This window comes from Rhizobium sp. YAF28 (assembly GCF_052113285.1).
Taxonomy (GTDB): Bacteria; Pseudomonadota; Alphaproteobacteria; order Rhizobiales; family Rhizobiaceae; genus Rhizobium.
Map to the genome: position 1 here is coordinate 492358 of NZ_JBFRCX010000001.1, position 21922 is coordinate 514279.

Consider the following 21922-nt stretch of genomic DNA (forward strand, 5'->3'; position numbering starts at 1 on the left):
CCGTGGTTTAGGCCGGTGTGCTGAAGGCCGAAAGCCTGGCCTCGAACTCTTCCATCGTATCGAGAAACCAGCAGGTCGTGCCGCGATTGGCTTCAAGGACGAAGCTTTGCAGGGCGTTGCTACCGGCAAGCTCCGCATCGATCCTGCCGATGATGGCAATACGAACCTTGTAGTTGACGAATTTCTGGATCGCAGCACCTGCAATGCCTGAGCGGAGCGTCAGGAAACCCTCGGGCAGGCGGGCGACCGGCAGCACCACCCAATCGACGGCTTCGCCAAGTGCGTGGCCGATCAGATCGTTGATGCCGCTTTCAGCTGATAACGGCTTGCCATCGGGATTGCGGAGGAGCACGCGAAAGCCGTGCGAGAGCCTGATATCATTGCTCACGGAATGTCCTTTCTGGTCAGCGGAGCGCCTTCAGATAAGCGTCCAGGCTGTTCAACAGTTCCGCCGTATCCGACGGCGTGCCGATCAGGATGAATTTCTGGAGCTGCCGTTCCGCATCATAGGCGGCGTTGAACTGCATGGCGTGCGGACGGCGATGCCGCGAGATCAGCATGGCCTGCATCAGCACCGTCAGGCGGTTTGACATTTCGGCGGAGAGATCGGGCACCTCGACGACACTGGTGACATAGACCTCGGCCTGCGGGGCCGGGGCGCCGTTGCTGACACCGGCGAAGGCTTCGAGGTCGGAGCGCAGGATGCGGTAGGATTTGCCGATGCGGGTGGCGCGCAAACGCTCCTCGCGGATGAGCCGCAGCACGGTCTTCGGGTGCAGTTTCAGGCGCTCGGCCGCCTGTTCAGCAGTGTAGAACTCTTCCGACATGATCCATATTATTCTCTATCGTGATTTTCATTTCAGATAATAAGGAATATTTCGGAATAATCCAGATCGATTATCGCCTTGATGCGGATCAATGCGGAATACCCTACAGCCGCACATGCTTCAGCGATCAAACCGAACGGAGCGAGCCATGGACGAGGCGATCAGGAAAACGATCCAGGCGATATTGGATGGGCAACGGATCATGAGCGTTGCAACGCTCCGGCCAGACGGCTGGCCGCAGGCGACAACGGTCGGCTACGTGAATGACGGGCTGACCCTCTATTTCCTCTGCGGCCGGGACAGCCAGAAGGCCGCCAATCTGGCGCAGGACAACAGGTTGTCGCTGACGATCAACCCGGATGCCGGCCAGCTGATGCAGATCACCGGCCTTTCGATGGCCGCGCATGCCGAGAAGGTGGAAAACCCTGACGAGGCCGACAGGGTGCTCCAATTGATGCCGGCGAAATATCCGGTTCAGGAGGGTCTGGAGATCGCCATGCCGACGCGGGATCAGATCCGCATCTTCCGCGTCGTGCCGAAGGTGATTTCGGTGCTCGATTATTCCAAGGGGTTCGGGCACACCGATCTCGTCACGCTCTGATGCGGCCTGCCGCGCAGAAGCGGCAGCCTGGTGTTGACGGCGTGAAGGTCAGGCGCCCTTGGCGACTTTGGCAGCGCCCCAGAGCGAGCCGGGATTGGCACGGTTGGGATGGAGCGCCAGCATGGCGTCGAACAGTTCTCGCGCCGTCGTCGTTTCCAGCTCAAGCCTGTTGAAATCGCGCAGATATTGCTGGGTCTCGTCGATGATATGAGGATCGTCGTCATTTTCGGGGATCTTGTGGCCGGCGACGACGGCCTTCGGCTTCAGCTCTTTCAGCCGATCCAGCGTTTCGATCCAGTGCAGCCGGCTCTCGCGCGTGGTTTCGCCGAGGTAGCAGTGGATACCGTTATAGACGACGTCGCCGCCGACGATCAGCCCAATCGAGGGAACGTGGAGCGCGGTCGAGTGCGACATGTCGGTATGGCCGGCGTCGATCGGGATCAGCTTGTGGCCTTCGAGATCCAGGTCCGGTGCTTCGAGAACATCGGCGACAGCCATATTCTCGGCGATCTCGCCGGGGAAGAGTTTGCGCCAGAAGCCGTCGAGCATGTCGGGTGCGCTCTGGCGGCGCATCGCCTCCACCACATCCGATATGGCGTAGGCCTTCGCGTCCGGGAAGCGTTTCAGCAAGGCACCGATGCCGAAGAAATGGTCGCCGTGACCATGGGTGATGTAGATCGCTTTCAGCCGCTTGCCACTCGCTTCCACCCAGTCGGCGAGGGTCTTTGTCTGCGGTTCGGTCAGGAAGGTATCGACGAGCACGGCATCGCGTTCGCCCGAGATCAGCGTGGCGGAATTGGCGACCCACTGAAGGGATGGATCTCCAGCCGGCACATCGCGGCTGAGGCCGGGGCGGCGGATTGTCAGGACATCATAGCGCAAGCTGGGAGTGGGGCTTGAGGTCATGGTGGCAGTTCCTTGAAAAAGTTGGAGTTAAGGCGGCTGAGCGGGCGGAAAGACCCTTGATTTTTGTGGTCGAGCAATAAATATATGACCGGTCGTCTCTAATTGTTCAAGAGGAAAACGAGCATGGAAAAGCCGGCCCGCCGCGGCCCCAAGCCGAATATGCAAATGCGGGACAAACTCATCGAGGCGGGTCTGAAGGAGATCCATGCCAACGGGTTTGCCGCGACCGGCATCCAGAAGATCGTCGATGACATCAAGGTTCCGAAGGGCTCCTTTTACAATTATTTCGACAGCAAGGAGGCCTTCGGCGCGTCGGTTTCCGATCGCTATTCCGAGCAGGCGCTTGCCCGGCTCGTGGGCTTTCTTGCCGATGCCGACAAACCGCCCCTTCGCCGCCTCAAGGCCTATTTCGACGATCGCGTCGCATCCTTCACCTTGAGAGGTCATACGCAGGGCTGTGTGCTCGGCAATTTCAGCGCCGAGACGGTCGACCATAGCGAGTTGATCCGCCAGCACGTGGCAGAGCATTTCAGCCGCTGGAGCGAGGTGATTGCGGCCTGCCTGGCCGAAGCGCAGAGAGACGGCACACTGACCAGCGAGCTGCCGGCCGGGACACTTGCCGATTTCATTCTGAACAGCTGGGAGGGGGCGCTTCTGCGCATGCGCGCCGAACGCAGCGGGGCGCCGCTCGAGACATTCAAGCAGATGGTCTTTGACGTGCTGCTCCACGGCAAGGCGCCTTGAAGCCCATTTACCTCGGTTAAGGAGAAATTTCCCTTCCGGTTCGGGCATTTACCATCTTTTCCCACATCACAGATCGGCAATAGTTCCAGCTTAATTCCGACATGTTCGGGCTGAAGTTTCCGGCATCGATATGCGGGCGAGGGATCAGATGCCGGGCATTCTCATTGCAACCCTGTTGGCGACTGTTTCGGCCAAGGCGCCGATGGAATATGCCAGCGGCGATCTTCTCTTTTCGGATTGTGGCGGTTCGCGGCAGTTCGTCACCGGCTATGTTTCCGGCTGGCTCGACAAATGGAACAGGGACGATTTTCTTGCGCGCCGCGCGCTCGCCGATGCAATCCACCGTCCGGAGGCAATGGTCAACTTCGCTCGTTTGGGCAATGGGATCGGCATGAATATCTGCCTGCCGCCGGGCACGACGGCCATCGTCATAGGCGACATGCTCTGCCGCTTCCTGCAGGACAATCCCGACGTCCGCGGGGGCGAGGGCGACGAGCTGCTGATGACCGTCATCTCCCGCCGCTACAATTGCCGGGCGCAATAGGCGTCAGGCATTGCTGACAAGGATGGCGCCGCCGATGATAAGCAGGGTGCCGGCAGAAAGTTTCATGAGATCGACCTCGGCAGCCTCTCCCAGAAACACCGCGCCGACGGCCAGCGTCACCAGCACGTTGCAGCTCCAGATCGGCGCGAGTTTGGAGACCGGCACGCCGTAGGCAAAGAGCGCGAAGCTGATGAGGCCGGTGCCGAGGGCGAAACAGAGGCCGGCGATGGCGGCAAAGCCGATGCCTTCTGCCGTCCAGGGCGCGGGCCGCCAGATCAGGGCGGAGATCCCGCCCGCAACTGCAAGCGTCAGGCCGAAGGCGATGAGATAGGCGGAGGAGCCTGCGCCCGATACGGCGCTCTGCTTCTGGAAAATAGCGGTAATGCCCCAGAGAATGGCGGGGGCCACGCCGCCGACGAACAAGGGCCAGAATGCAGTCATGATAAAACTCCTGTCGCACCGGACACGCTGAGGCCTTCAGGGAAGGCGATCGGGATGTGGTGCCACCAGACTAGGAGTTTCTTCTTGTTCTTTGTGGTCTTGTTGTTTTGCTGAAAGTTGGCAGATTCACGCGCCGTCAGCAAGCAGCCGGATGGCTGTCATGCTCTCTTTTCTGCCTGGGCGGTGGCCATGGCGATCTCGCCGACCTCGGCCAGCGTCACCTTCTGGAATTCCCTCTGCAGCGCCTGCTCGGCGCTTTGATAGGCAAGCTGCAGCTTGGCATTGGCGGCGCGTTCGACCGGGCAGGAAGGGTGATCGTTGGAGAGCGGCGCATCCAGAATGGTTTCGCCCTGCAGGGCGCGCTGCACATCCAGAATGGTGATCTCGGAAAGCGGTCTCGTCAGCGACCAGCCGCCGCCGCGGCCGCCCTCGGATTCGACGATGCCGTGCTGGCGCAGCGACGCCATGGTACGACGAACGACGACGGGATTGGTGTTGAGCATCTGGGCGATGCGCTCGCTTGTTTCCCGGCCGCCAAGCAGCCCCATATGGACGAGGACATGGATCATCCGCGCCAGTCTTCCGTCTTGCCGCATCTGCGCTTCCCTCCACAGCGTAACAAATAGTGTTACGGTATATTGACTCCTGTTTTCTGTAACGTAAAAAGATACGGAATTAAAGATTCGATGTCGCCCGGAAGCGATTTTTCCGAAGGCGACGGGCTTATTATCGAGGAGGCAGCGATGCAGCAGCGCATGATTGAAACCGCAACCTTGAGAATGAACATTGCCGAAGCCGGCGAGGGGCCGCTGGTGCTGCTCTGCCATGGGTTTCCGGAGACCTCGCATGCCTGGCGCCATCAGATTACTGCACTTGCCGGGGCGGGCTTCCGTGCCGTGGCGCCCGATATGCGCGGTTATGGCCGAACGGAAAGCCCTGATGAGACCGGCGCCTATACAGTCTTCGATCTCGTGGCCGACATGGTTGCGCTCATCGATGCGCTTGGTGAGGAAAAGGCTGTTATCGTCGGCAACGACTGGGGTGCGACGGTTGCCTGGCAGGCCGCACTGATGCGGCCGGACAGGTTCCGGGGCATTGTCGCGATGAGCGTGCCTCTCATGGGCCAGCCGCCCGTGACGCCGACGAAGATTTTTCCGGCGACAGGGGATCACCTGCTCTATGTGCTCTATTTCCAGAAGCCGGGATTGGCGGAAGCCGAGTTCGAGCGGAATGTGGATGTCACGCTGCGCAAGATCTATGGCGCCGCCTGCGGCGAGGCGGGTCCAAGACTGCCAGGCGACGGAACGCCCAATCCGTTCGGCATGGTCTCGCGCGCATCCGGTCTGCTTGCTGATCTGCCCAAAGGGGAAACGCTGCCTGAATGGCTGCCGCAAGCCAACCTCGATGTCTTTGCCGATGCATTCAAGGCGTCAGGCTTTCGCGGCGGGTTGAATTATTACAGGAACCTCGACCGGAACTGGGAATTGCAGAAAGCTTTGTCGGGGCTGAAAGTCGTGGTTCCCGCGCTGTTCATGGCCGGCGAACGCGACACGGGCCTTGCCATCCCCGGTATGCGGGAGATTATCGATGCGATGCCAGCGCTCGCGCCCGGTCTCAGGGCGACGCAGTTCGTGCCCGGTGCTGGCCATTGGCTGCCGCAGGAGCGGCCGGAGATCGTCAGCCGCGCGATTATCGATTTCGTGCAGGCTTTGTGACCGATTTAATGCCCGCCATCCAGCATCGCCTCGAGCGTGGCGATCAGTTCGTGGCTGCCATCCCGGTCATCGGCAATGGTCTGGAAGACGCCGGCCATGCCCTTGAAGATGAGGGCAGCGGGATCGTCGGCTCCGAGGAACTCGGAGATTTCTTCCATTTCCGCCACCCAGCGATAGGCCTTCGGAAACATGTCCGGGATGGAATGGCGCAGCCGCTTCAGATGCTCGGCCTGGCTTTCGGCCAGTTCCACCTTCAATGCCTCGCTGGCACCGGAGCGCGCGGCGGCAAGCAGCATGGCGGCGGAGAGGCCGGTGATGCCCTTGTTGATGCCGGCATAACACATCTTCAAGGCGGAGGCTGCTCCAACAGGGCCTTTCACGCGGCGGATCTTCAGGCCGAAGCGGGAGAGGAGATCGGGTTCGCCTGCGAGATCACCACTGAGGCAGACGACCGGGCCGGCCTTGCCGGGAACCGGCGGGCCGCCGATGATCGAGCCGTCGAGGACCTTGACGCCTGTGGAAGCAAGGCCTGCGGCCAGCTTTTCCATGGTCTTCGGGCTGATGGCATTGAGATCGACGAAGGGTGGTTTTTTGCCGCTGTCGCGAAGCACCGGAGCAATGAGATCCGCGACCTTCTGCGCTTCGTCCGGCGGAACGATGGAGAGGATGATATCGGCCTCGGCGAATGCCGAAATCGGAGCGGCGATGAGGCCCGTTGCGCGGGCGCGTTCGATCGTCGCTTCACTGCGGCCATCGAGAAAAGTGATGACCTTGGCGCCGGATTCGGCGAGGCGACGGCCAACGGCGCTGCCCATGGCGCCGGCGCCGAACAATGCAATGGTAATGGACATTGACGGATGTGACCTCTTTGGCGGGGATGCGGAGAGACTAGGGCGGGATAGTCCATGCCGCAAGGCAGGTGCGGCCTTCAGTCCGCAGCTTCGAGGCCAATCAGATTTCGAGTTCACCCTGAGTTCAAGCGTTTCGGCACTGTGAATCTCAGGATGTCGGAGAAGGGGTAGCGCTCATTTCCGTACTATCGCGCAAGTAATTCGCACGTTCAAGCATTCATAATCCGGCTCGGTCGCCTTAGCTTGGCATTCCGTCGATTGGCGGTTTCGCACGGACATCGCATCGAGAGAGAAGTTTCATGACATTGAGCAGACGCAAACTTGGCAGCCAGGGGCTGAAAGTCGGGGCAATCGGCCTGGGCTGCATGGGCATGAGCCAGTCCTACGGACCCGCCGATGAGTCGGAATCGACCGCAACGCTGCATCGCGCCATCGAACTCGGCTGCGATTTCTTCGACACGGCGGAGAATTATGGCCCGTTCAAGAACGAGGCGCTGCTCGGCAAGGCCTTCAGGGACCGGCGCGACAAGGTCGTCATCGCCACCAAATTCGGCTCGCGCTTCGATGGCGACAGGATCGTCGGGGCAGACAGCAGGCCGGAGAATATCATCCGGGTGGTGGAAGGCTGTCTCATGCGGCTGCAGACCGATCATATCGACTTGCTCTACCAACACCGGCTCGACAGGAGCGTGCCGATCGAGGACGTGGCCGGCACGGTGGGTGATCTCGTGAAGGTGGGCAAGGTGCGGTTCTTCGGCCTCTCCGAGATTGGCATCGCCAATCTGCGCCGCGCGCATGCCGAGCATCCTGTTACGGCGGTGCAGAGCGAATATTCGTTGTGGGAGCGCAATCTGGAGCCTGACATCATCCCCGTGCTGCGCGAACTCGGCATCGGCCTCGTTCCCTTCTGCCCTCTCGGGCGCGGCTTCCTTGCTGGCGACGTCAAGCGTGCGGAAGATCATCCTGATGGTGATACGCGGCGGATCGACCCGCGCTATCAAGGCACCAATTACGATGCCAACAAGCAGGCGGCGCAGATCGTGTTCGATATGGCTGCGGCCAGGGGCGTGAAGCCCGGTCAGATCGCGCTCGCCTGGCTGCTGCACAAGGGCGACGATATCGTGCCGATTCCCGGCACCAAGCGCCGGGCCTATCTGGAGGAGAATATCGCGGCTGCTTCGATCCGGCTGGATGCTGACGAGATGCAGAGGCTCGATGCGGCGCTGGTGACCGGAACGATCTCCGGAAACCGCTACGCGGACTGGATCATGGCGACGATCGATCGCTAATCCCGTGAGCTCATCCGCCTGATTGACATCGGCGCCGGCGGATGAGACCTCTTGAGAAGCGAGTGACGGCTGGCACGCTCATGTCACGCGACACTTGTTTCGCAATGTGGATACTTCGATCGCCCGATGTGCCCTTGCGGATTGCACAGCCACAAGCTGCTTATCGAAGCAGAGCATTTTCTATTCGCTCTCGGTGCGGTGATGTCGAAATTAGTCAACAAACCCTCTGGACTGGAACTCGTTGAAGAAACGACTCAGGACGGCTTTCGTGACTGGATGATCCAAATGTTGGGAGGGCGTCTCGGCGGTCTACCACAGCCCCTCATTGACGCTGTCAACGATCCCGCGACCATGCTTGCCCCGCTGCTAAAGGTGATGCGGCCCGGCGATCAGCTATGGCGGTGCCGTAGCGAAAAGCGAGCGCCACTTTACGGACACGAAGGGATTGCCGTCGTGCGTGACGGGCGGCCTGTGCTCTACATGCACATCTGGCAGTATTGACGCGCCATTTTTTGAGGAGGAGATTTTGGAAGAGACATCCTGTTTTGGGATCGCGGTGGCTCGATGAGAAAGATCTTGCGATGGGCAGCAAGCGTATTCACGATCCTGCTGTTTGTTGCGCTCGGTGTAGTCGTCTATAGCGGGTTCCAGGCAAATGACTGGATCGATCGATGCTCGGACGAGACTTCCGGCGCGTACATTTGGGATCAAGCGGCCCGCGAGGCAGCCTGCAAAGAACCTGGCTGACGCAGACGAAAACCGGGGCCGCAGAACGCCCTAATCCCGCATCCTGAGCTCATCCGTCTGCATCTGCAGGGAGCCGAGTGTCTCAAGGAAACTCATGCCGAGCAGGCTCTGGTCGAGCCTGCCGTCTTCGGCAACGGACGCGGCGACATTGCTGCGCACGATCGGGCCGATCGCGACCTGATCGAGGGTAACAGGGGCGGCGCGGGCGCGACCGTTGGCGGTCATCACTGTCATGGAATAGGTGAGCTGCTTCGGGTCTATGCCGATGCGCAGCGCGTCGGCATGCGAGAGCGCCACCATGCTGGCGCCGGTATCGACCAGCATCGGTACCGACTGGCCGTTGACCGAGACCTCGGCCTCGAAATGGCCATTCAGCATCTTGTGGACGATGACTTCCTGCCCGCCTTCGCTCGTCGTAACCACCACGGCGCGGCCGGGCACGAGGCCGGCGAGCAGGCGGTTGCCGACGGCCATTGCGTCCTGGCGGTAGAGGTAGGCGGTGGCGAGCGCCAGGATGATGACGAGCCAGATCATCAACTGGCGCAGGGTCTGGCCGATATTCTGGCGGCTGCCCCAGATGCCGGCTGCCAGCATGAGAGCGATTGGCAACAGGTAGACGAAACGGCCGAAATCGTCGCTTTCGAGGCCCATGATGCGGCTCTGGTCATTGTTGAGGAGCAGGACGGCAAGGCCGATGACAATGACGGCAAGCAGGAGGATGAGGCGCATCAGCCGATGGCCTCCAGCAGTTTGGTCGATTCGGGAGCGAGTGCCGTGAGCCGCGCGGGCAGGTCTTCCATGATGGTTTCGCGTTCTTCATCGGAAAAGCGCATCCAGCCGGCGATCTCATCCGTTGTGCGGCCGCATCCGGCGCAGAGACCGGTGAGAGGATCCAGGGAGCATACGCGGATGCAGGGTGTTCGCATGGGCGATATATCGGGATTTCAGAGGGCCATGGCAAGAGCGCAGAAGCCTGCGACCTCGCAAATCTGCTGGTTGGCGCCGAGCGTGTCGCCGGTGTGGCCGCCAAGCCTGCGGCGGATGAACCAGGTGAAGGCAAGCGTCGCGAGACCGGCGGCGAGAAGGGCCGAGACGAAGGGCAACAGACCGAGTGTCGGCCAGACGAGGATGGCGGTGATAAAGCCCGCGGTGACGAGGGCGATCTGCATCGTCACCTCGGCGGGGCTGCCGGCCGAGGCTGCGAGCCCATCCGGCTTTGCAGCGGGAAGACGCTGCCAGTGCCAGGCAATGGCCCCGCGGCTGAGTGCTGCGACGGCGGGAATGGCAAGTGCTGCGGCAAAAGGCGATGCTTCACGCGCAATGGCGGCAAGTGCCGAGGCCCGCAGGGCGAAAGAGAGGATGAGGGCGATCGCGCCGTAACTGCCGATGCGGCTGTCCTTCATGATGAGCAGGCTCTGCTCGCGGGATTTGCCGCCGCCGATACCGTCAGCCGTATCGGCAAGCCCGTCCTCGTGCAGCGCGCCGGTCAGGATCGTCTGCGCAGCGAGCGCTACCAGTGCGGCCATCAGCCGGTCGGCGCGAAATGCCAGCATCAGCAGGAAGACGAGAGCGGGCAGGGCGCCGATGACGAGCCCGGCCAAGGGGAAGACACGGACCAGCCGGCCAAGCTTGCCGTCATAGCCGGTAAAGAGCCATGGCGGCACGGGAATGCGGCTCAAGAAAGCCACCGCGCGCGCGGCATCGACCACGATGTCCTTTATCATTCCTGGGATCATTCTCTGCTGCCCCCGCCTCTCCGCAGCGTCTTTGTCTCCCTGCGGCTTTTGGCGCCGTGTGCTTTTTCACATTGTTCGCCTGGGCCGCTCGCTTTAAGAGAGTCGCCACGCAAAGAACCCGATTTGCCGGGAAAAGACAAGAATACAAGGAAAGCCATTCAGATGAGCGTTTCAGGCCTGCCGTTCGACGATTTTCGCGCCCTTCTTCGTGACCTGCCGGGACCGGATGCCCGCGCGCTGGTCGCCGCCCGCGAACGCGACGCGCAGCTGACGAAGCCGCCAGGCGCGCTTGGACGACTGGAAGAGATCGCTTTCTGGCTCGCCGCATGGACGGGCAAGCCGCCCGCCGTCAACCGGCCGCTGGTGGCGATCTTCGCTGGCAATCATGGTGTCGTGCGGCAGGGGATCACGCCTTTCCCGCCTGAAGTGACCCAGCAGATGGTGGAGAATTTCGCCGCCGGTGGGGCGGCGATCAACCAGATCTGCGTCGCCTATGATCTGGGGCTCAAGGTCTTCGACCTGGCGCTCGATTATCCGACCGGCGACATCACCCAGGAAGCAGCGCTGACCGAGCGCGATTGCGCCGCCACAATGGCCTTTGGCATGGAGGCGATTGCCGGTGGCACGGATCTGCTCTGCATCGGCGAAATGGGTATCGGCAACACGACGATCGCGGCTGCCATCAATTATGCGCTTTATGGCGGCACGGCGCGTGACTGGGTCGGCCCCGGCACCGGTTCGGAAGGCGAGATGCTGGAGCGCAAGATCGATGCCGTCGAGCGCGCCGTGGAACTGCACAGCGATCACCTCGACGATCCCCTGGAAATCATGCGCCGGCTCGGCGGTCGCGAGATTGCGGCGATGGCGGGCGCGATCCTTGCGGCACGCATGGAGCGTATTCCGGTGCTGATCGACGGTTATACGGCAACCGCTGCCGGCGCGATCCTGCGGGCGGCCAACCCTTCCGCGCTCGATCACTGCCTGATCGGCCACGTTTCCGCCGAGCCGGGCCATCTGCGGGCCATCGAACAACTCGGCAAGACGCCGCTTCTGGCGCTCGGCATGCGGCTTGGCGAGGGCACGGGTGCAGCGCTCGCTGCCGGCATCGTCAAGGCGGCTGCAGCCTGCCATTCCGGCATGGCGACCTTCAGTCAGGCCGGCGTTTCCGGCAGGCATTGATGCGGTCGGAGCCGCAACCCGACCAGCGCATTGCTTGCGCTGGGATCGGGGAAACGGTATCTGCGTATCCGCTCATGAATGGAAACGTCGGCAAAAAGACCGGCGTGGAGGAAACGAGGCGCCTTTGACGAAACCTGCCGTGACCAAGGAAACGGGATTTCGCCATTTCGTGGCAGCGGCCAGCTATTCCTGGGCTGGCTTCCTGCGGGTCTTCAGGGAAGCGGCTTTCCGGCAGGAGCTCGGCTTCTTCGCCGTGGCGCTGATTGCGCTTTTTCTCGTCGGTGCCGATGCCACGGAATTCGTCGTCACGACGCTGCTTTTCCTCGGGCTGTTTTCCATGGAGGCGATGAATACGGCTGTCGAGGAAGTGATCGACCGGATTTCACCGGAGATTTCGATCGTCGGAAAACATGCGAAGGATCTCGGCTCCTTCGCCGTCACCTGCATGATCGCCGCCTGTTGCCTTTATCTCGGCTTCGTCGTCGTCAGGCATCTTTTCTTTTAATTTATGGGGGATGACTAGGCGAAGCTGCGGCGCTTCTTGATGACCGGCTGGGCTTCTTCTACCGCCGGGATGCTCTGCAGCACGCGCTTGGCAGGCAGGATGGCTATGACTTCGGTGCCTTCGCGCAGCCTGGATTTCAGGATGAATTGGCCGTCATGCTTGGCGAGGATCGCCTGGACGATCGGCAGGCCGAGGCCGGTGCCTTGTTCGGCGCTCTTGATGGCGATAGAGCCCTGGCCGAAAGCGGAGAGCACGACCGGGATTTCGTCTTCGGGAATGCCGGGGCCATTATCCCTGATGGAGATGTACTGGCCGCCGCCGGCCGTCCAGCCAACCTTGACGTTGATTTCTCCACCCTGAGGCGTGAATTTCACAGCATTGGAAAGAAGATTAAGCACGACCTGGCGCATGGATTTTTCGTCCGCCCAGATCGCCGGAAGCTGGCGCTCGACCTGATCGTGGATGGAGATGTTCTTAGCGCGGGCGCGAAGTTGCACCATGCCGATGCAGTCCTCTGTTATATCGAGCAGAGAAATCGCCTCTTCGCTCAACTCATACTTGCCGGCTTCGATGCGCGAGAGATCGAGGATTTCGTTGATTAGATCGAGCAGATGCTGGCCGGAGCGATGGATATCGCCGGCATATTCCTTATAGGTCGGATTTGCGAGCGGACCCATGACCTCCGCCGACATGACCTCGGAGAAGCCGAGGATGGCATTCAGCGGCGTGCGCAGCTCATGCGACATGGAGGCGAGGAAGCGCGACTTGGCGAGGTTTGCTTCCTCGGCACGGCGGCGAGCCTCGTCCGACATGGATTTGGCCACTTCCAGCTCGGCGATCAGATCATCCTTTTCCGACTGGAAGGACAGGATCCTCAGGCTGAACTGGAAAAGCCGGTCGCTGATGTAATTGAAGAAGACCACCGTCATAGTGAAGACGCCGGTCAGAGAGAGTTCCAGAATATCGCGCGACAGGCCGCTTTTTGCGGCAAGCGCGACGACAGCCGGCGCAAAGCCGACGAGCACGGCGCGCGTCAGCATGAAATTCGACATGGTCGTGACCGACAGCGCGATCAGCAGGGTAGCACCCTTATAGAGCGTGAAGCTCGAAGGTTCGCAGGCCGAACAGCCCTGCAGGGCAAAGACCGCCCAGCAGCAGCCGCTCAGGAACTGGCCTGCCAGCAACAGGTTGCGCCAGCGGCGTACGGTCTCTGCGGTAATTTCCTGCTTCCTGGCGCGGCGGGCGAGAAGAATATTGGCGGCATGGCATGTCAGCGTCAGCAACGCCCAGAAGAACAGGCTCGCGTCCTCGGTGAAATAGGTGCCGAGTGCTGCAACGATGATGACGAAAAGCGGCATGATCGCCGCGCCCTGCAGCACGGCAGTGATATACATCTGCAGTACGTCACGATCGAAGGCGGAGCTGGAGGCATGGCCGGACTGCAGGCGTTCACGCGTCTGCCGCACGGCCTTTGAAACCGCCTTATTGCGGTGGCCGCGCGATTTATCGACAATGATCTTGTCGGTTGATGTGCTGACGCCGGTACTCATGTGCACGTTGAAATTTGTCCCGCAGATGAATAAGAGCTTAACCGGAAAGTCTTAAGAAGATGTTTGCCATCTTTGCCAAGGGTTTGTTTTGCAAGGAGGCAAAAGCGTGGCACGGCTTCTGGTGTTGACCCGAGACGGTGCAACCGCCCTCGCTTTTCTTGCTCTCGTTGCATTAATTGCTGCCAAGCTGAATGACAGGCCCGACATCCAGCACCAGGGCTCTTTTCACGCCGCCGATGGCGATAGTCTCGTTCTCAATGGCGAGCGCATGCGGCTGAAGGGTATCGATGCACCGGAACTGTCGCAGACTTGCGAGCGGCTGGAGCAGGGCTGGGCCTGCGGCAGGCAGGCGCAACAGGCGCTGCAGCAGCTGGTTTCGGACAACGCTACGCAATGCGGCGGAAACGAGCGCGATCGCTACGACCGACTGCTGGTCACTTGCCGAAATAGTGCCGGCAATATTAATGCGCGCATGGTGGCTTCCGGGATGGCGGTTTCCTACGGCGGCTATCAGCAGGAGGAAGGGCAGGCGAGGGCGCAAAAGCTAGGGCTCTGGGCCGGCCATTTCGAAATGCCGCGCGATGTCAGGGATCAGGCCCGGCATGAAAGCTCCGGCCTGAGGCGGCTAATCGGCGGATGGACGGGATGGTAATGAATAGTGCGTTGAGCGAGGACCGACTGGACGGGCTGCGGGCCGAGATTGCCGCCTGCCGGATCTGTCGCGATGCGCCCTTGCGAGGCATCGAGGACCGGCTGCCGCACGAGCCGCGGCCGGTTGCCGTGCTCTCATCGCACGCCCGTGTGCTGATCGCGGGCCAGGCGCCGGGGCTGCGCGTGCATGAAAGCGGTCTGCCATTCGACGATGCCTCCGGCGACCGGCTGCGGCAGTGGCTGCAGGTGGACCGGCCGACCTTTTACGACCGGGATCGATTCGCGATCGTGCCGATGAGCTTCTGCTTTCCGGGCTATGATGCCAAGGGCAGCGATCTGCCGCCGCGGCGTGAATGCGCGCCGATCTGGCGGGATCGCGTGCTTTCGGCCATGCCACAGATCGAGCTGGTGCTTGCTGTCGGTGGTTATGCGCAGGCCTGGCATATGGGAGCCATGAGGCGCGAGAACATGACCGAGACGGTGCGGGCATGGCATGACAGCCTCGCCGTGCCGGGCAAGCCCTTGATTCTTCCGTTGCCGCATCCGAGTTGGCGCAATACCGGCTGGATCAAGCGGCACCGGTGGTTCGAAGAAGAACTGCTTCCCGAGCTGCGCCGGCGAATCAAAATGCTTGCCTTCTGAAACAAAATTCTTTTCGTCGGCCGGAATCGCGCTATACAAAGAAAATAATTCGAAAAGGACTTAGTTTCGCATGGATCGCCTCGACCGAAAGATACTGCGCCTGCTCCAGGAAGATTCGACGCTCGCCGTTGCCGACCTCGCCAAAAAGGTCGGGCTTTCGACGACGCCATGCTGGCGGCGTATCCAGAAGATGGAGGAAGACGGCGTCATCAAGCGCCGAGTGGCGATCCTCGATCCGGAAAAGGTCAACACCAAAGTTACGGTCTTCGTGTCGATCCGCACTGCGACCCATTCGATCGAATGGCTGCGCCGCTTCTCCGAAGTCGTGGCGGAATTCCCCGAAGTGGTCGAATTCTACCGCATGAGCGGCGATGTGGACTATCTGCTGCGCGTCGTCGTGCCCGATATCGCCGCCTATGACGCCTTCTACAAGCGGATGATCGCCAAGATCGAGATTCGCGACGTCTCATCTGCCTTCGCGATGGAGCAGATCAAGTATTCGACGCAGCTGCCGCTCGACTACATGCTTCTCGAAAACGCCAAGTCCAACGAGGACTGAGTCGGGCAGGCGCTTTCAAGACAGCGCATACGATTTAAGGCAGGCGCGAACGAATCGCGCCCGCCGGTGAGGAAGCAGAAGCTCCTCTGGAGACTGCTCAGGCAAGCTGGGTGGGGAGAATCAGGAGTTCATCTGTGACTTCTGAGGGTGTTCGTCGAACACCAGCCACTTGACGGCGGCGCGAAACCTTTCCAAATTGTAATCTTCCTGTCATGGAACTATGCGAAGCCACGCAAGCCATGAATTGGCCCAGGCGTTGGGAGGCACGGGTGCCGATTCAGAAGGGTGGTCCGGGGGTATCTGGAACACTTTTATAATGTCCGTGCAGCGCGATATCTCGCTGTGCACGATTTTTTGCTGCTGGCGAAACGTTTAAACGACGCCAAAACGCATGCCTATGGTTGTTTCTGCAACAAAAAGTAGGCCTCAAATCGATTAATGGTCGCTATCTGCACCATTAGGTTCGATTTCAGGACACTATGTCCTAATCTCCCATCTTTATATAGTCCTTAGCCGGCGCTACAGTTCGGTTGCTTCGCGAAAACGTCGAGCTCTGCTCCATTTTTGCGGTGCCTTGGGAGGAGCATTTCAGCCGCTTGCGGTAGCCACTGGTTACCGCGGCGGCATTTGTGCGTTAACTATTTATCCACTTGAAATTGTTGTATAAAAACCACGCTTGGTGCGGAAAGCATGCTCAGGCTGTGGCTTGGCGCCCTTCACGAATTGCTACACTCAGATGTCTGTGGGATGAACGTTTGGCGGTTCGATCGATCCGCACGCCGTGAGGCTGTTCAAACGGGTCGGCTTTGGATCTTCGGAGACAGGGTAAAGCCCCGATCGACAAAGGAGTGGAATTCTACAATGAACATCAAGATGGTATTGCTTGCGTCGGCAGCAGCATTTGCTGCATCGACCCCGGTACTCGCAGCAGACGCAATCGTTGCTGCCGAGCCGGAGCCGGTTGAGTACGTTCGCGTCTGCGACGCTTACGGCACCGGCTACTTCTACATCCCGGGCACGGAAACCTGCCTGAAGATCGAAGGCTACATTCGTTTCCAGGTTAACGTTGGCCCGAACGCTGGCGGCGACAGCTCCACCAACGACTCGAGCTGGGATGCTGTAACCCGTGGTCAGGTTCAGTTCACGGCCAAGAGCGACACCGAATACGGTCCGCTCACCGGCGTTATCGTTCTCCAGGCCAATGCTGACAACGCATCCAGCCAGGAAACGATCCTTGACTCCGCTTACCTCGACGTCGCGGGCTTCCGCGCTGGTCTCTTCTACTCCTGGTGGGACGATGGTCTCTCCGGCGAAACGGACGATATCGGTTCTGTCGTAACGCTGCATAACTCGATCCGTTATCAGTACGAAACCGGCACCTTCTACGCTGGCCTCAGCGTTGACGAACTGGAAGACGGCGTCTTCAAGGCTGACGAAGCTCCGAACAATGTCGGCGTTGCCTTCGGCATCGGCGGCACGGCTGGCGCCTTCAGCTACCAGGTTACTGGCGGCTGGGACTTCGACAACGAAGACGGCGCAATCCGCGCAATGGGTACGGCTGAAATTGGTCCGGGCACGCTCGGCCTCGCTGCTGTCTACTCCAGCGGCCCGAACTCCTACTACTCGTCTGCTGAATGGGCAGTTGCTGCCGAATACGCCATCAAGGCAACGGACAAGCTGAAGATCACTCCTGGTGTTCAGTACTACGGCAACTACTTCGGCGGCAGCAAGGCTGTTCCGGATGACTTCGACGGTCTCGGCGATGCTTGGAAGGCCGGTCTGACGGTCGACTACCAGATCGTCGACAACTTCTACGCCAAGGCTTCCGTCCAGTACCTGGATCCGGAAGATGGCGACGACGTAACCACCGGTTACTTCCGTCTGCAGCGCTCGTTCTAATCTGAACGACGGAACCCCCGGCTTAGCGCCGGGGGTCTCCTAACCCACGAGTTTCTGATCAGAATGACCTCCGATCAGTAACGAGGGACTGGTCCGGTTTTCCCTGCTGGGCCAGTCCTTTGCAGTTGAAAGCGGTCATGAAGCCAGGAGCGCCGCCACGCTTACCGGTTTCACCTTGCCGGAAGGCTTTCCTCCGGATTTTTCCCGACGTCGAGCACATTTAAAAACTATCAGTGTATTCGCTGCCCTTGATCAATCGCGCTCTATTTTGTTGCGCGATATGCACCTTTTGGTTGAAAAAATTCATCCGATGAACTACGCGTCTGGACAGGTTCTATTCCTCGGGAATCGATGCCAATAATGTGACTGTAACGTGACAGGTGAGGCGCTATAAGCATTTCAGAGGCTGGCATTCACTACTACTCTCGGGTAGGTTTCGATAATGGACGATCTTAACGACTACTTCTATTTTGCTGCCGTCGTCTCCAGCGGTGGTTTTGCATCCGCAAGTCGAACATTGAAAATACCCCGCTCCAAGTTGAGCAGGCGGGTCAGCCGTCTGGAGGATTGCCTCGGCGCCAGGCTGATCGAGCGCTCCACACGTCACTTCCGGGTGACGGAGATCGGGCAGGCTTTCTATGAGCAATGCCAGACGATTCTGAGAGAGGCCGATCGTGCGAAGTCGATCGTCACGGAGGCCCAGTCCGATCCGCAAGGGATCGTGCGCATGGGCTGCCCGCTCGGCCTGATCGATATTTCGCTCGGAGCCGTGCTGCCGGAATTCCTGGAGCGCTACCCCAAGATCAAGCTGCAGATCATCGGCTCCGACCGGCGCACGGACCTCATCAACGAGCGCATCGACGTCGAAGTCCGCGCGGCGAGCGAGCCGGAAACACAGACGAGCCTGATGATGCGCAAGCTCGACCGGGCACGGCGCATCCTGGTCGCCAGCCCCTCGCTCGTCGAGCGCATGGGCGAACTCGGCGGCGTTGACGACCTCGGCAATGCGCCGACGCTTGCCATGACCACCTGGATGTCCTTCCACACCTGGGAGCTGGTTGGGCCTGATGGCGAGAAGAAGGTCGTACGCCATCAACCGCGGCTCACCTGCCGCAGCATGACGGCTATCCTCGATGCTGCTCGGGCAGGTGTGGGCTACGGTCTCATCCTGGAAAATGCCTGCGCGTCGGATCTCCAGTCCGGCCGGCTGGTTCGCGTGCTGCCGGAGTGGCAGACGGTGGAGAGCCAGTTCTATCTGGTCTTCACGACAACCAAGGGCATGCCGCCGGCGGTGCGGGCGCTGATCGATTTCCTCGTCGAGAAATCCAAGCAGCATCAGATCGTTACGACAGGGGCTGCGATCGCAGCACAGTAAAGCTCTGTTCCATGCAGGTGTTATCGCGAAACCGCGGCACAATTTTGCTGAAATTGCTCCGGGCGCTTTAGCCGAGCCGAGCCAACAGCTTTTCGCTCGTCAGTTCCCGGACCGCATCCTTGCCGATCCATCGAGCCGTCTTGTCCATGCTTGCGGCGAGGCGTTCGGCGAGGTCGAGCGCCTGACCATGGCAGGCGCGGTTGCGCTTGCCGATGTTGCGGAGTGCCCAGTTGGCAGCCTTGCGGACGAAGTTTCTGTTATCGGTGGAATGCGCTTCGATCAGCGGCAGGTAGGCAAGCAGGCTTTCATCCGGTTCCTTCTTCCGGTGTACGGCCGCACCGGCGATCATGGCGAAGGCGGTTCGCCTGACGAATTCACGCTCGTCGGCGGCAAAGTCCGGAATCAGCGCGTCGAGACCAGCCTCGACGAAGAGGTCGGCGGCGCAATCGACGACTTCCCAGGAGTTGAAGTCGGCGGCAAGTGTGCGGGCCTCGGCTTCCGTCAGACTTTTCGGCTCTGATGTGTAGAGCGCCAGCAAACGCGCTTCGCGGATGCCGCTTGCCCAGAGCGCTTTCGCTCTGGTGTGATCCTTCTTTGCGAGCCGGGCGATCCTCTGCAGATCAGGATTGGAAATGCCGATGGCCGTCTCGGTAACGATGCCGAAACGCGCCATGCCGGCGATATTGTCTTCAGAGCGCAGCGTCTGAAGATGCGCGATCAGTTCTGCTGCACTCGAAGATGGGGAGATCATTGATGGGGCTTGGTCATTTTTCGAGGCGCGCGAGCAGAGAAGACGTATCCCACCTGTTACCGCCGAGGGCCTGGACATCGCCGTAGAACTGGTCGACGAGGGCCGTCAGCGGCAGCTTGGCGCCATTGTTGCGAGCTTCGGTCAGCACAATGCCGAGATCCTTGCGCATCCAGTCGACGGCAAAGCCGAAATCGTATTTGCCCTGGTTCATGGTCTTGTGACGGTTTTCCATCTGCCAGGAGCCGGCGGCACCCTTGGAGATGACATCGACTACCTTCTCGATATCAAGACCGGCGCGCTTGCCGAAATGCAGGGCTTCGGCAAGGCCCTGGACGATACCGGCGATGCAGATCTGGTTCATCATCTTGGTGAGTTGGCCGGAGCCGGCCGGCCCCATCAGGCCGACCATGCGGGCATAGGCGTCGATAACAGGTTTTGCCTTTTCGAAGACGGCCTCGTCGCCGCCGCACATGACGGTCAGCACGCCATTCTCAGCACCCGCCTGACCGCCGGAGACGGGAGCGTCGATGAAATCGACGCCCTTTGCCTTGGCGGCTTCATAGAGTTCGCGGGCGACTTCGGCGCTGGCCGTGGTGTTGTCGATCAGCACCGCGCCGCGCTTCATGGTCTTCAGCACGCCGTTTTCACCTGTAGTCACCTGGCGGAGATCGTCGTCATTGCCGACGCAGACGAAGACGAAATCGCAGCCGTCGGCGGCTTCCGCAGGGGTAGGGGCGGACTTGCCCGAGAACTTTTCCGCCCAGGCGGCGGCTTTTTCGGCCGTGCGGTTATAGACGGTGACATCGTGGCCGCCCTTTGTCTTCAGATGTCCCGCCATCGGGAAACCCATGACGCCGAGACCGATGAAAGCGACTTTCGCCATATGCTGTTCTCCATGACCGCTTGCAAACTGGTTTCGAGAATTAGCGGAAACGGGGGGCGGCGGAAAGCCAGGAGGACGGGTTAGAAGGCCTACCTTGGAACAAAATTTCTCCGAGCCTGACAAAACGGGGTCGGGAAAGTTTCAGATATCGCGAATATGATAAATTTCTTTGTCGATATATTTTATAGACTAAATCATCATCACTCCATCGAAACAGGCAGGCTAGCGCAGCAGAGGCAGGCCTGCCAGAAAAAGGGGATAGAGATGATCACACGTCGACAGACGCTCGGGCTTTTCGGAGCCGCAGCCGCCACGGCCATTCTGCCGTCCGTCAAGCCGGCCCGTGCCGCAGCAACGGAATTTCGCATCGGCTGGCAGAAGAACGGCGTGCTGGCACTCGCCAAACGTCGCGGCGCCTTGGAAAAGCGGCTTGCCGATCAGGGGATTACTGTGAGCTGGTCGGAATTCACCTCCGGTCCGCCGCTGCTCGAAGCGCTCGGCGCCGGCGCACTCGATTTTGGCGCGACGGGTGACGTGCCGCCGCTCTTTGCGCAGGCGGCAGGCGGTGCGCTCTATTATGTCGGCATCTATCGCGGCAGCCCGGCGGGCTCGGCCATCCTCGTTCGCAAGGATTCGCCGATCAAGACGCTGGAAGACCTAAAGGGCAGGAAGGTTGCCTTCAAGCGCGGTTCAAGCGCTCATAACGTAACGGTCAAAGCCTTGCGTAAGGCGGGGCTGGCGCCGCAAGATGTGCAGCAGATCGATCTCGCGCCGCCGGATGCGGCAGCTGCCTTCAAGAATGGCAGCATAGATGCCTGGTCGATCTGGGATCCCTATCTCGCCATCGCTGAAGCCGATCCCGATACGCGCATCCTGACGACGGCGGAAGGTATCGTCGATTCCTACAGCTTCTTCCTCGCCAACAAGGATTTCACCGACGAGAACGGCACGGTCATCGTCAACGTGCTGGACGAGCTCGCCAAGGTCGGCCGCTCGGCGCAGGACAATCTCGATGCGACGGTCAAGGAGCTTTCGGAAATAACAGGTGTTCCCGCCGAAGTGACGCGGGTGACGCTGCAGCGCCCCGGCGCCGATCTCGGCAGCGTGACGACGGTGAGCGATGCGGCAGCGGCCTATCAGCAGGCGCTGGCCGACGAGTTCTACAATCTCGGTATCGTGCCGAAGAAGCTGACCACCGGCGATATCGTCTGGCGCCCGAAGGCGAGCTGATAGCCGCCGGGCGAGCTGGCCAAGGCAGCCGCCGAGGTAGCTGACTTCGTCAGCACCCGGGCGATCTGATAGCCGCGGGACGGAGGATCTCTCCTGCGGTTTGGGGTGGGCGCTGGGGCAGGGTCCTGCGACCGCGGCATGGGAGCGTACCCATGCCGCGGAACCGGGGAAAATTATTCTCCTGACCGAGTTAGAATAGCAAATTGATATTGTCGATCTAATTGGTCGTCTATGTCAGTATCTCCGCATAATCAGGCGCGACGGGTTCGCGACATTGGTTCGCAGCAGGGAACGGCC

26 protein-coding genes are annotated in these 21922 nt (G+C 60.5%); 14 read left to right on the plus strand and 12 right to left on the minus strand.

Features of this window, described 5'->3' with window-relative positions:
• Nucleotides 1-7: 7 nt before the first annotated feature.
• A complete protein-coding gene (locus tag AB4Z13_RS02595; protein WP_113321529.1) occupies nt 8-388 on the minus strand; it encodes a DUF4180 domain-containing protein in 381 nt (126 codons plus the stop codon).
• A 16-nt stretch (nt 389-404) separates the two neighbouring features.
• Complete coding sequence (locus tag AB4Z13_RS02600) at nt 405-827, minus strand: helix-turn-helix domain-containing protein (protein WP_442205734.1); 423 nt, start codon at nt 825-827, stop codon at nt 405-407.
• Nucleotides 828-975: 148 nt separating this feature from the next.
• Here AB4Z13_RS02600 and AB4Z13_RS02605 point away from each other — a divergent pair, with 148 nt between their 5' ends.
• A complete protein-coding gene (locus AB4Z13_RS02605) occupies nt 976-1428 on the plus strand; it encodes a pyridoxamine 5'-phosphate oxidase family protein (protein WP_439015217.1) in 453 nt (150 codons plus the stop codon).
• A 48-nt stretch (nt 1429-1476) separates the two neighbouring features.
• On the opposite strand, the gene AB4Z13_RS02610 is transcribed toward AB4Z13_RS02605, so the two are convergent.
• Nucleotides 1477-2334, minus strand: coding sequence for an MBL fold metallo-hydrolase (locus AB4Z13_RS02610; RefSeq protein ID WP_442205735.1), 858 nt, complete (start codon nt 2332-2334; stop codon nt 1477-1479).
• Nucleotides 2335-2457: 123 nt separating this feature from the next.
• On the opposite strand from AB4Z13_RS02610, the gene AB4Z13_RS02615 reads away from it, so the two are divergent.
• Nucleotides 2458-3078, plus strand: a complete 621-nt coding sequence (locus tag AB4Z13_RS02615) for a TetR family transcriptional regulator C-terminal domain-containing protein (protein ID WP_442205736.1) — start codon at nt 2458-2460, stop codon at nt 3076-3078.
• Nucleotides 3079-3226: 148 nt separating this feature from the next.
• Nucleotides 3227-3622 (plus strand): Rap1a/Tai family immunity protein, encoded by a 396-nt coding sequence (locus AB4Z13_RS02620; RefSeq protein WP_113307680.1) that lies wholly within the window; start codon nt 3227-3229, stop codon nt 3620-3622.
• Between the two features lie 3 nt (nt 3623-3625).
• Here the strand turns inward: AB4Z13_RS02620 and AB4Z13_RS02625 are convergent, their stop codons facing one another.
• Together AB4Z13_RS02625 and AB4Z13_RS02630 are read right to left on the minus strand one after the other, a co-directional pair.
• Nucleotides 3626-4063, minus strand: a complete 438-nt coding sequence (locus AB4Z13_RS02625; RefSeq protein ID WP_439015214.1) for a hypothetical protein — start codon at nt 4061-4063, stop codon at nt 3626-3628.
• Between the two features lie 158 nt (nt 4064-4221).
• A complete protein-coding gene (locus AB4Z13_RS02630; protein ID WP_037102938.1) occupies nt 4222-4659 on the minus strand; it encodes an Rrf2 family transcriptional regulator in 438 nt (145 codons plus the stop codon).
• Nucleotides 4660-4806: 147 nt separating this feature from the next.
• On the opposite strand from AB4Z13_RS02630, the gene AB4Z13_RS02635 reads away from it, so the two are divergent.
• Nucleotides 4807-5778: an alpha/beta fold hydrolase gene (locus AB4Z13_RS02635; protein ID WP_442205737.1), complete on the plus strand. Its 972-nt coding sequence runs from the start codon at nt 4807-4809 to the stop codon at nt 5776-5778.
• Between the two features lie 5 nt (nt 5779-5783).
• Here the strand turns inward: AB4Z13_RS02635 and AB4Z13_RS02640 are convergent, their stop codons facing one another.
• Nucleotides 5784-6629, minus strand: a complete 846-nt coding sequence (locus AB4Z13_RS02640; protein ID WP_442205738.1) for a DUF1932 domain-containing protein — start codon at nt 6627-6629, stop codon at nt 5784-5786.
• Between the two features lie 299 nt (nt 6630-6928).
• Here AB4Z13_RS02640 and AB4Z13_RS02645 point away from each other — a divergent pair, with 299 nt between their 5' ends.
• Nucleotides 6929-7918 (plus strand): aldo/keto reductase, encoded by a 990-nt coding sequence (locus tag AB4Z13_RS02645; protein ID WP_442205739.1) that lies wholly within the window; start codon nt 6929-6931, stop codon nt 7916-7918.
• Between the two features lie 141 nt (nt 7919-8059).
• Nucleotides 8060-8419, plus strand: a complete 360-nt coding sequence (locus tag AB4Z13_RS02650; RefSeq protein WP_442205740.1) for a hypothetical protein — start codon at nt 8060-8062, stop codon at nt 8417-8419.
• A gap of 276 nt (nt 8420-8695) precedes the next feature.
• Here the strand turns inward: AB4Z13_RS02650 and AB4Z13_RS02655 are convergent, their stop codons facing one another.
• Genes AB4Z13_RS02655 through AB4Z13_RS02665 form a run of 3 tightly spaced genes read right to left on the minus strand, consistent with a single transcriptional unit; the run spans nt 8696 to nt 10389 of the window.
• Entirely contained in the window at nt 8696-9394 is a 699-nt protein-coding gene (locus AB4Z13_RS02655) for a TIGR02281 family clan AA aspartic protease (RefSeq protein ID WP_405049769.1), read from the minus strand.
• Nucleotides 9394-9591 (minus strand): DUF1289 domain-containing protein, encoded by a 198-nt coding sequence (locus AB4Z13_RS02660; protein ID WP_439015209.1) that lies wholly within the window; start codon nt 9589-9591, stop codon nt 9394-9396. Before AB4Z13_RS02660 ends, AB4Z13_RS02655 begins: the two co-directional genes overlap by 1 nt.
• A gap of 18 nt (nt 9592-9609) precedes the next feature.
• Complete coding sequence (locus AB4Z13_RS02665; RefSeq protein ID WP_442205741.1) at nt 9610-10389, minus strand: adenosylcobinamide-GDP ribazoletransferase; 780 nt, start codon at nt 10387-10389, stop codon at nt 9610-9612.
• A gap of 174 nt (nt 10390-10563) precedes the next feature.
• Between AB4Z13_RS02665 and cobT the strand changes: the two genes are divergently transcribed.
• Nucleotides 10564-11580, plus strand: a complete 1017-nt coding sequence (gene cobT / locus AB4Z13_RS02670) for a nicotinate-nucleotide--dimethylbenzimidazole phosphoribosyltransferase (protein ID WP_442205742.1) — start codon at nt 10564-10566, stop codon at nt 11578-11580.
• Between the two features lie 124 nt (nt 11581-11704).
• Nucleotides 11705-12085 carry a diacylglycerol kinase gene (locus AB4Z13_RS02675; protein ID WP_442205743.1) on the plus strand — a complete coding sequence of 127 codons (381 nt, stop codon included), beginning with the start codon at nt 11705-11707 and terminating at the stop codon, nt 12083-12085.
• A 14-nt stretch (nt 12086-12099) separates the two neighbouring features.
• Here AB4Z13_RS02675 and AB4Z13_RS02680 read toward each other — a convergent pair whose 3' ends face one another.
• Nucleotides 12100-13635: a sensor histidine kinase gene (locus AB4Z13_RS02680; protein WP_310388016.1), complete on the minus strand. Its 1536-nt coding sequence runs from the start codon at nt 13633-13635 to the stop codon at nt 12100-12102.
• A gap of 106 nt (nt 13636-13741) precedes the next feature.
• On the opposite strand from AB4Z13_RS02680, the gene AB4Z13_RS02685 reads away from it, so the two are divergent.
• The 5 genes from AB4Z13_RS02685 (at nt 13742) to AB4Z13_RS02705 (ending at nt 18761) form a co-directional block, all read left to right on the plus strand.
• Complete coding sequence (locus tag AB4Z13_RS02685) at nt 13742-14287, plus strand: thermonuclease family protein (RefSeq protein WP_442205744.1); 546 nt, start codon at nt 13742-13744, stop codon at nt 14285-14287.
• Nucleotides 14287-14928 carry a uracil-DNA glycosylase family protein gene (locus AB4Z13_RS02690; protein WP_442205914.1) on the plus strand — a complete coding sequence of 214 codons (642 nt, stop codon included), beginning with the start codon at nt 14287-14289 and terminating at the stop codon, nt 14926-14928. The genes AB4Z13_RS02685 and AB4Z13_RS02690 overlap by 1 nt, the downstream gene beginning before the upstream one ends.
• A gap of 70 nt (nt 14929-14998) precedes the next feature.
• A complete protein-coding gene (locus AB4Z13_RS02695; protein ID WP_007816294.1) occupies nt 14999-15487 on the plus strand; it encodes an Lrp/AsnC family transcriptional regulator in 489 nt (162 codons plus the stop codon).
• 861 nt (nt 15488-16348) lie between these two features.
• Nucleotides 16349-17386, plus strand: a complete 1038-nt coding sequence (locus AB4Z13_RS02700) for a porin (RefSeq protein ID WP_442205745.1) — start codon at nt 16349-16351, stop codon at nt 17384-17386.
• 442 nt (nt 17387-17828) lie between these two features.
• A complete protein-coding gene (locus AB4Z13_RS02705; RefSeq protein ID WP_113321587.1) occupies nt 17829-18761 on the plus strand; it encodes a LysR substrate-binding domain-containing protein in 933 nt (310 codons plus the stop codon).
• A gap of 67 nt (nt 18762-18828) precedes the next feature.
• On the opposite strand, the gene AB4Z13_RS02710 is transcribed toward AB4Z13_RS02705, so the two are convergent.
• On the minus strand, nt 18829-19512 hold the full coding sequence (locus AB4Z13_RS02710) for a DNA alkylation repair protein (RefSeq protein WP_442205746.1): 684 nt from the start codon (nt 19510-19512) through the stop codon (nt 18829-18831).
• A 13-nt stretch (nt 19513-19525) separates the two neighbouring features.
• The gene (locus AB4Z13_RS02715; RefSeq protein WP_442205747.1) at nt 19526-20395 is read right to left on the minus strand and encodes an NAD(P)-dependent oxidoreductase; all 870 of its coding nucleotides are present in this window, start codon (nt 20393-20395) and stop codon (nt 19526-19528) included.
• Nucleotides 20396-20659: 264 nt separating this feature from the next.
• Here AB4Z13_RS02715 and AB4Z13_RS02720 point away from each other — a divergent pair, with 264 nt between their 5' ends.
• The gene (locus AB4Z13_RS02720; protein ID WP_442205748.1) at nt 20660-21625 is read left to right on the plus strand and encodes an aliphatic sulfonate ABC transporter substrate-binding protein; all 966 of its coding nucleotides are present in this window, start codon (nt 20660-20662) and stop codon (nt 21623-21625) included.
• The last annotated feature ends 297 nt before the right edge of the window (nt 21626-21922 follow it).